Raw genomic sequence first — 8934 nt, 5'->3', positions numbered from 1 at the left:
TTCTGACTACTGACTCCTGAGTAATTACCAAGGCTTAAACTATAAAGTTTACCCTGTTTTCCAACACCTTGCGCACATAATCCCTCGTTTCCCGGTAATTCGGTATTCCACCCGCCCGGTCGACCGCGCCCGGACCGGCGTTGTAGGCCGCCAGCGCCAAGCTGCTGTTCCCATTGTAGCGGTTTAGGAGCTGCCTCAAATAGCGCACGCCGCCGTCCACGTTCTGCACCGGATCATAAGGGTCATCCACACCCAGGGAATCGGCTGTGCCGGGCATCAGCTGCATCAATCCCATGGCTCCCGCGGGCGACGTGGCGTTCGGGTTGAAGCTGGACTCCGCCTGGACTACCGATTTAACCAGCGCCGGGTCAACCCCGTACTTGGAGGAAATTCTTTCAATCAAACCGGCCAGGCCTGTACCGGCGGCAGTACCGGACTTTTGCGCGCTTCTGGATGAAACAGTGCCGGTTGAAGCGGATTTTACCCGCCGTGTGGAAACACTGCCGGGAACACCGTAACTGGATAGATAGTCACCTTGGCCGAGACTGCCGCCGGCTATGGCCAGGGCCAGCAGCGACTCAAAATCGCTGCCGTCGCCGCCGGCGCTACCAAAGATACCGGCGCTACCGGTCTCATCGACTTTTTTTTCTCCGGTAAGGGCAGTTTGCAAATAATTCATTAACAGCATTCTAACCAGCATGCTTACATCCAAATGCGAAACCCTCCGTTTCCCAAAGGTTGTGTTTTAATAATATTATCGGCGACAACGCGCGCTTCGCACAGTGCAAGTTGTATAATTAACGCACGGTTATCTTGTCCTTAAGTTCCTCAAACTTTTTATCGCCTATGCCCGACACATTTTTAATATCTTCCACGCTATAGAAAGACCCGTTTGTCTCGCGGTATTGGACAATTCGCTGCGCCAGCGACGGACCGATCCCGGGAAGCGTGTCCAACTGGCTGAGATCCGCCGTGTTTATATTCACTAGGCCGTTGGCTGAACCGGCCTGACCCGCGCCCTGCCCGGGAACTGCGGCGCCATATCCACCTCCGCCGGGTGTGTTTTCGGAAATGTTCCCAGGCGTGTCTGGGGAGGATGTTTTAAATGGGACAGGTATCGTCTTGCCGTCATTGAGCAGCGAAGCGAGCTGTAAAGAATCCAGATCAGCGTCCTCTTTCGGCCCGGCCATGTTAACGGCGTCAATGACCCTCGCACCTTGAAACAATTTGTAAACTCCCGGCCTGTCTACCGCCCCCACTACATGCACCTGTATTTCCTTTGTCTTAGTTTCAGTTGTATTCTCCAACGCGGGCTTGCTTTCATTCGCCGCACGCTCCTTTATTTGAGCGTAACGGTAGCCCCCGCTGAATAAAATCACCCCTGCCAGCAGGAGTATAATCAACTGTTGTTTCCGATCGAGCTGAATAATACGTCCCCACCGCCCTGCCAAAGAAAACTCTGCGGTTTGCAACAAATCATTGATATTCTTTACATATTTAGAGTAATTCTACCAACAACAGCATTTTCCTTTTTTTATTTTAATCATCATTAAGTTTGTTTGCCGTTTCAAGGTATTAATACATATAAGAAAATATTGTAAGCTATCGTTTGGAAGCGCCGTCCGCGCTATATACGCTTTCCGCAATACCGAAGACTTCTCCAAATGCTGATTTTTATAAAGGGTTGGAAAGATAAATCTATACAGCCTATAATTTATATTTATCCCTCCATTTACTAGGCAGAGTAATGTTTACATAAACTTGGAATATGATATGCTTTATCAAGCAACATCTTCTGGCAATGCTTCGGGATGGCTGGAAATTCGGGTGGTAATAAGCAATTTTTTAAGATTTTTTCATGAATCAGTAAAATGCAAGTATTAGTTTTGGAGGATATTTCTATATATAGCCATCATTATGCTGACAGCCGAACCGAAGAATCGGATGAATTGTTTAGATTTGAATTGGGGCTGATGAATATATAACTAAACCCTTTAGCCCTAAAATTCTAGTGGCAACTATTTTTTTATATACCTACCACGCTTATTTTTCATTGACGAACAGCCTGCCGTCGGTCCCCAGCGTGGCGAGCAGGACTTTCTTCGGTTCAAGCCCGCGCTCTCTTAGCTGCTCGTTGAGCCAGTTTTCGTCAAGGTTGACTTCTTTTAAGTTTTCGCCGATCACACTGCCGTCCATCACCAGTACCGTGGGGAGACCTTCGTAAGGAGTCGAAATGCCCAGGTCGGCCGGGGTAACCGGGCGGTACTGGGATTTTAAAATAACACTGAGTTTCCCGGATGTCTCCAGTACGGCAAACTCCACTTCACCCACGTCGACGATCCCTTTATCCCTGAGTTGTCCCAGCAGATCATCCAGGTTATAGCGCGCTTTTCTCATCTCGTTGCGCAACAGCTGCCCGCTTTTGATAATTACCTGCGGGCGGCCGCAGACAATACAGCGCAAGGTTCTGCTGAACAGGGTGGCGTAGGACATCACCACCTCCAGCAAGCCCAGGATAACCAGAGGCAGAATACTATTCCAGAGCGGCTCATCAGTGGCCTCCATCGGTATGGCCGCCAGCTCGGCAATAATTATCGCGACTACGAAATCGAAAGGGGAAAGCTGGCCGATTTCCCGTTTCCCCATCATTCTGATCACTACCAGGACCAAAAAATACACAAAAACAGTACGGTAAATATGTTCGAGGAGCAATTGCCGCACCACCCCTGCCGTTTTACACACCGTACTGTTATGTTTCGCCTTATTTTATTACGATATTCACCAGTTTATCCGGAACGGGGATCACCTTGACCAATTTTTTGCCTTCAATCAGCTGTTGCACCCGCGGTTCCCCCAGCACCTTCTCCCGCAGCGCGTCGGCAGACAGTCCGGCAGGAACCAGCAGACGTTCACGCACTTTGCCGTTCGTCTGCACCACTATGGTTATCTCTTCTTCTTTGATGGCAAGCTCGTCGTAAACCGGCCAGGGCTGGCTGTGAATGCTGCCGGTGTGCCCGGTGGCTTCCCAGATTTCCTCGGTGATATGCGGGGCAAAAGGCGCGAGCAATAGCAGCAGGGCGTCAATTGCTTCCCGCAGTACCCCTTGATCCCGGTCGGTCTCGGGGAGTTCTTTATACTGGTATAGCGCGTTGACCAGTTCCATGATGGCGCTGACCGCAGTGTTGAAGTTGAAGCGCGCGCCGATGTCATCCGTGACTTTTTTGATTGTACCGTGCGTCACCCGGAGCATCTCGCGGTTGGCGCCCACTTGCTTGGCGCGGGGCGCGTCATCCGCCGCACTCTTTATTTTGTCGGCCAGGGGGGCCACCAAACGCCAGACCCGGTTCAAGAACCTGTAGCAGCCCTCCACTCCCTGGTCACTCCATTCCAGGTCGCGTTCCGGGGGAGCCGCGAAAAGTATGAAAAGCCTGGCAGTATCGGCACCGTACCGCGCCACGATATCCTCCGGACTGATCACATTGCCTTTCGACTTGGACATCTTGGTCCCGTCTTTAAGCACCATGCCCTGGGTCAATAAGTTGGTGAAAGGCTCCTGCACGCTCACCAGTTTCAAGTCGTAAAGCACTTTGGTGAAAAACCGGGAGTATAACAGGTGCAGAATGGCATGCTCCACCCCGCCGATATACTGATCAACCGGCAGCCACCTGTCCACCTTGGCCTTATCCCACGGTCCTGCTGTCTCCCGCGGACTGGTATAACGGAAGTAATACCAGGAAGAACACATAAACGTATCCATCGTGTCGGTTTCTCTTTTGGCCGGCCCGCCGCATGCAGGGCAGACAGTATTGACGAATTCCGGGCATTCAGCCAGCGGGGACTGCCCGGTCGGCCTGAACTCCACTTCCCTGGGCAGCAGCACCGGCAATTCGCTTTCAGGCACCGGGACGGTCCCGCACCTTTCACAGTACACGATGGGGATCGGCGCCCCCCAGTAACGCTGGCGGGAAATCAGCCAGTCGCGCAGCCGGAAATTCACCCGGAAACGGCCCCACCCTTTCTGCTCAAGATATTCCGTAATAGCTTTAATGGCCTCCGTATTGGGCATCCCGTCAAACTGCTCGGAATTCACCAGCACGCCTTCTTCTTCATATGCGCCTTCCATGGCGGCGGGGTCCAGATCCTCTCCCGGCGGCTGAATTACCACCCGGATCGGGAAATCATATTTCTTGGCAAACTCGAAGTCCCGCTGGTCATGCGCGGCGACACCCATGACACAGCCGGTGCCGTACTCCAGCAGAACGTAGTTGCCGATCAGCACGGGCACTTTTTCGCCGTTCACCGGGTTGATGCAATACGCTCCCGTCGGCAGGCCGATCTTTTCTATCTCATTGGAAGTGCGGTCTATTTCGCTCATGTTGCTTACATTGCGCACGAATTCCTTTATTTCCGCCTCCCGCCCCGTGCCCGCGACCAGTTTTTCCACCAGCGGATGCTCCGGCGCCAGCACCATGTAGGTAACCCCGAAAATAGTATCCGGGCGGGTGGTGAAAACAGTGATCACTTCGTCATGGCCGACAACTTTAAAGTCTATTTCCGTGCCCTCGCTCCGCCCGATCCAGTGTTCCTGCATGATTTTAACCTTGTCGGGCCAGCCTCCCAGCAGGTCAATGTCCTTGAGCAGGCGCTCCGCGTAATCGGTAATTTTAAAGAACCACTGGGCCAGCTCCCGTTTTTCCACCGGGGCCCCGCAACGCTCGCAGCTCCCGTCTTTCACCTGCTCGTTGGCGAGCACCGTGGCGCAGTCCGTGCACCAGTTTACCGCTGCTTGTTTTTTATAGGCCAGCCCCTGATGGAACAACTGGAGAAAAAGCCACTGGGTCCAGCGATAGTACTCCGGGTGGCAGGTGGCGACTTCCCGGTTCCAGTCATAGCTTATGCCCAGCTGCTTTAGCTGCTCGCGCATATTGTCTATGTTATCCCCGGTCCAGTCGGCCGGGTGGATGCCGCCGTGTTTTATCGCCGCGTTTTCCGCCGGCAGGCCGAAAGCGTCCCATCCCATCGGGTGGAGCACGTGATAGCCCTCCATGGTCTTAAAACGGGCAACCACATCGCCAATCGAATAATTCCGCACATGGCCCATATGCAATTTCCCGGAAGGATAAGGGAACATTTCCAGGCAATAATACTTTGGCCGGTCCGAGAAATCAGGCACTACGTAAAGATTCTCCGCGGCCCAGCGTCCCTGCCACTTTTTTTCCACTTCTTGAAAGTCATACTTTTCTTTCAATTATCCCATCTCCTTATCTGAAAGCCGCCTCACTGACGCAGCCACCATGCTTCTCGGATAAAGGCGTTTTTACCCATTTGCAAATTTTATCATAAAAACATGGATTACTCAAGGCTCGCGCCGGACAGCAAGAAAACCTCTTTCCCGCGAGAGACAAGAGGTTTGCCGCACATCAATAAATTTTGCTTTAAGTGTGCCCTGTGATATCTACATGCTTCTTTAATGTCAAATATTAACGGGAAGCCCCACCACCTGAGCGTCACCCCACAGGCGTTCAAGATTATAAAATTGCCGTTCAGATTCCCGGAAGACATGAATTATGACATCACCGTAATCCAACAACACCCAGTTGCCTTCCCGGAAACCTTCCCGGCGCAAAGCAACAACCCCGTCTTTATCCAATCTCTCCTGGATGTTCTCAACAATAGCCTGCACTTGGGTTCCTGAGCGGCCGCTGCAAATAATAAAATAGTCCGCGATAATAGATATTTCACGAATATCAAGAACGGTTATGTCCATTGCTTTCTTGTCTTCCGCCGCCTGCACCGCAATGTTCACCACTGCCTGTGGACTTAAGGACAACGCCACTCCTCCTTAATACTGACTAAAATATAATATTCTCTTCCATATACAATGCCACAGCAAAATATGGCTCAAAATATTACTAAGAGAAAACCTCCTTTAATGGAGGTTTTTCCTTTATCTTTCTTCCCGCGCCCTTGCCTCATTAACGGTGATAACCCTACCGTCAAGATCCGTGCCGTTCATTGCGGCTATCATTGCTTCCGCATCTTCCTCCCGGACTTCAACAAAACCAAACCCGCGGGAACGACCAGTCTCACGATCTGTAATAACGCGGCTACTCAGAACTTCGCCATGTACTGAAAAAGCATTGGCGAGATCTTCAGCTTTAGTAGCCCACGGTAGATTTCCCACATATAGTGTACGCGTCAAAAGTAATCACCTCTTTCCCTTCCGAAACTTATTAATTGGAACTATTATCTGCAAAAGGAACTGTCCTAATGCAATCTTAATCAGACTAAGATTTTTCCAGGCTTTTAGCGCCGGTATAATTTTTTTTTGGCGATATACTCTTCCACAGGCTCCGGCAGCAGGTACTTAATTGTTTTTCCTTCACGCACACGCCTTCTGATATCAGTTGATGATATCGCCAATGCGGGAACCTCCATACCCAGTATCTTTTTTTCCGGGCACTGAATAAAAGCGCCGACCTTTTCCCAAAGCTCGTCCAACCGGTAACCAGGCCGGGACGCCGCGACAAAATAGCACAGCGATAATAATCTTTCGACATTTTTCCACGTAATAATTTCTAATATTGCGTCGGCCCCGGTTATAAAATAGATTTCCGCTCCCGGGTACTGGTTCATGATAAACTGGATCGTATCAACAGTATAAGACGGGCCGGGACGGTCAATCTCGATGGATGAAACCTCGAAAAAAATATTGGAGTCAATCGCCAGTCCGGTCATCAGATAACGATCTCCCGCATCGGCAAGATCATGCCCCGGCTTATGCGGCGGCTTGCCGGCGGGGATAAATATAACCTTGTCCAGCGCCAGTTCTTCCCTCGCGCCTTCCGCGGCAACCAAATGGCCATAATGAATCGGGTCGAAGGTTCCGCCCATTACTCCCAACTTGCACACCCGACCGGTACTCTTTCTCATAACTAAAATATTACATTCTTCTCATCTAAAATGCAAGTAAAAGTCATTGCATGATAAAGTGTGACAAATTTTAGCCTTTCTTATAAATCCAGCACAAGATTATTGCGGTGCACTACTTCATCGTAATCCTTATGACCAAGAATACGCGCGATATCTCTAGTCTGAGCGCCCTTAATCTTTTCGATCTCAGCGGAAGAGTAGTTGGTCAACCCTCTAGCTATTTCCTGCCCGTCCGGACCGACTATACTGACGGTATTGCCCAGTTCAAAAACTCCCTCCACCCCGGTTACACCTGAAGGCAGAAGGCTTTTGCCATATCTCGACAGTGCCTGAGTCGCCCCTTTGTCCACGAAAATCTCTCCTTGAACGGTAGAGCTGTAGGCAATCCACTTTTTTTTGTTTTCAAGTTTGTTCACTAACGGCCAAAAAACGGTCCCTTCCAGTTCACCGGCGATAATCCGGCGCAGCACGTCTTTTTTTCCCGACCTGGCAATCACTGTTACCACTCCGGAGTGCATGGCTATCCTGGCAGCCTGCAGTTTGGTAGTCATTCCACCGGTACCCATGCTTCCGGCTTCACCCTCACCAGCCAGCTTTTCCAGTTCCGCAGTTATTTCAATTATATCATAAATTATCCTGGCGTCCGAATTTTTGTGGGGGTCCGCCGTGTAAAGCCCGTCAACATCGGAAAGCAAAAACAACATTTCCGCATCGATCAAACTGGCCACCAAAGCCGAAAGGTTGTCGTTGTCACCCAGTTTAATTTCATCCACGGCCACCATGTCATTTTCGTTAACTACCGGGATAACGCCAAGCCGGAGTAATGTATGCAAAGCGTTCCTTGCATTTAGAAACCGGCGCCTGTCAGAGAAATCCTCCCGTGTCAAGAGCACCTGGCCGACAGTCAAACCGTATTCGGCGAAAATCTTTTCATAGATATGCATCAGCATACCCTGACCGACGGCCGCCGCCGCTTGTTTTTCCGGGATGTTCTTCGGCCGGCTTTTCAAGCCCAGCTTCCCGGCGCCCGCGCCTACAGCGCCCGAAGTGACCAGGATCACTTCTTTTCCTTGATTGCACAGGTCGGCAAGCTGGCGAACCAAAGTCTCTATCTGAAAAAGATTAGGCCTGCCATTAGGGTGATTGACCGAACTGGTACCCACTTTTACGACAAAACGTTTAAATAAATGAAAATTACGTTCCTGCTCTTCCATACTGCCTCACTTAATGACGGCTCCTTTGTTGGCCAAACCATGGATAGTATACCATATATGATTATCTATTAAAAGTGGCAAGCAGTCAGGGTCTCCAGCAACCAGCCCGAATACCGCCGCTTATCTTTTACAGGCCTTTATCCTTAATTTTAATACTACCACCGGCGCCGCTGCCGGTAGACTGCTTAAACCCTGTCAGCAGCATGCCAGGTATCACCATTAACCCGCCAATCCACTGCTGCCGTCCGGGCTGCTCACTTGTAAACATCAACCTGTAGTTGTAAAATAATACAATACAAACTGGCACTTGGATATTCATGGACGGAAGGAATTCCGGCGCTCCGCGAGGAAATTACCGGCTGGGTCTTTCGCAGTAGGGGAATGACTGTTCATCCGCAGGATATCTTCATCACTTCCGGGGCTACTCAGGCGCTGCCTATATTGGCAGAATTGCTGTCGGGGCATGGGAAAGATATCTGGATGGAAGATCATATCAGTTCCTTCTGGGAGGGATACTTCCGGCGGCTCGTCGTACCGCGCTGCTCCGGTCCGCGTAAGAAAATGCCCAGGGGTATTTATGTGGGTACTTTCCGGAAAGATCACCGTATCCAAGAATCTCGTAAGAATACAGACGATAAGTAATTTCCCTTAATTCACATATTCGAATTCAAACCCGCCGATTTTAATTGTGTCCCCTTCTTTTGCCCCTGCTTCCTTTAGAGCGTCGTCAATACCCATGCGCTGCATAATTCGCTGCAGGCGCTCAACTGACTCCTCGTTGTTCAAA

The 8934-nt window shown here is 50.6% G+C and carries 11 protein-coding genes; 1 reads left to right on the top strand and 10 read right to left on the bottom strand.

All coding sequences use genetic code 11. The annotated features are described in order from the left end of the window. Window positions 1-34: 34 nt before the first annotated feature. From A4E54_RS07035 to A4E54_RS06995, 9 genes are all read right to left on the bottom strand, one after another. Window positions 35-712 carry a lytic transglycosylase domain-containing protein gene (locus tag A4E54_RS07035; RefSeq protein WP_286725248.1) on the bottom strand — a complete coding sequence of 226 codons (678 nt, stop codon included), beginning with the start codon at window positions 710-712 and terminating at the stop codon, window positions 35-37. Between the two features lie 85 nt (window positions 713-797). After that, on the bottom strand, window positions 798-1451 hold the full coding sequence (locus tag A4E54_RS07030) for a ComEA family DNA-binding protein (RefSeq protein WP_286725245.1): 654 nt from the start codon (window positions 1449-1451) through the stop codon (window positions 798-800). Between the two features lie 592 nt (window positions 1452-2043). Continuing rightward, window positions 2044-2712, bottom strand: a complete 669-nt coding sequence (locus tag A4E54_RS07025) for a DUF421 domain-containing protein (RefSeq protein WP_286725242.1) — start codon at window positions 2710-2712, stop codon at window positions 2044-2046. A 49-nt stretch (window positions 2713-2761) separates the two neighbouring features. Then, complete coding sequence (gene leuS, locus A4E54_RS07020) at window positions 2762-5248, bottom strand: leucine--tRNA ligase (protein ID WP_286725240.1); 2487 nt, start codon at window positions 5246-5248, stop codon at window positions 2762-2764. Window positions 5249-5473: 225 nt separating this feature from the next. Continuing rightward, complete coding sequence (rsfS, locus tag A4E54_RS07015) at window positions 5474-5830, bottom strand: ribosome silencing factor (RefSeq protein ID WP_240082257.1); 357 nt, start codon at window positions 5828-5830, stop codon at window positions 5474-5476. A gap of 117 nt (window positions 5831-5947) precedes the next feature. Beyond that, entirely contained in the window at window positions 5948-6202 is a 255-nt protein-coding gene (locus A4E54_RS07010; protein ID WP_240082256.1) for an RNA recognition motif domain-containing protein, read from the bottom strand. Between the two features lie 104 nt (window positions 6203-6306). Continuing rightward, complete coding sequence (gene nadD / locus A4E54_RS07005) at window positions 6307-6912, bottom strand: nicotinate-nucleotide adenylyltransferase (RefSeq protein ID WP_286725237.1); 606 nt, start codon at window positions 6910-6912, stop codon at window positions 6307-6309. A gap of 101 nt (window positions 6913-7013) precedes the next feature. Then, on the bottom strand, window positions 7014-8147 hold the full coding sequence (proB, locus tag A4E54_RS07000; RefSeq protein ID WP_240082254.1) for a glutamate 5-kinase: 1134 nt from the start codon (window positions 8145-8147) through the stop codon (window positions 7014-7016). Between the two features lie 127 nt (window positions 8148-8274). Continuing rightward, window positions 8275-8415, bottom strand: coding sequence for a hypothetical protein (locus A4E54_RS06995; RefSeq protein WP_286725236.1), 141 nt, complete (start codon window positions 8413-8415; stop codon window positions 8275-8277). A gap of 113 nt (window positions 8416-8528) precedes the next feature. On the opposite strand from A4E54_RS06995, the gene A4E54_RS06990 reads away from it, so the two are divergent. Continuing rightward, window positions 8529-8789, top strand: a complete 261-nt coding sequence (locus tag A4E54_RS06990; protein ID WP_286725234.1) for a hypothetical protein — start codon at window positions 8529-8531, stop codon at window positions 8787-8789. A gap of 6 nt (window positions 8790-8795) precedes the next feature. Here the strand turns inward: A4E54_RS06990 and cgtA are convergent, their stop codons facing one another. Continuing rightward, complete coding sequence (cgtA, locus tag A4E54_RS06985; protein WP_286725251.1) at window positions 8796-8933, bottom strand: Obg family GTPase CgtA; 138 nt, start codon at window positions 8931-8933, stop codon at window positions 8796-8798. Between the last annotated feature and the right edge of the window lies 1 nt (window position 8934).

The sequence above is a fragment of the Pelotomaculum sp. PtaB.Bin117 genome, assembly GCF_002067195.1.
GTDB lineage: Bacteria > Bacillota > Desulfotomaculia > Desulfotomaculales > Pelotomaculaceae > Pelotomaculum_D > Pelotomaculum_D terephthalicicum.
The sequence above is the reverse complement of the archived record's forward strand: the minus strand, read 5'-3'. Positions and strand labels throughout refer to the sequence as shown.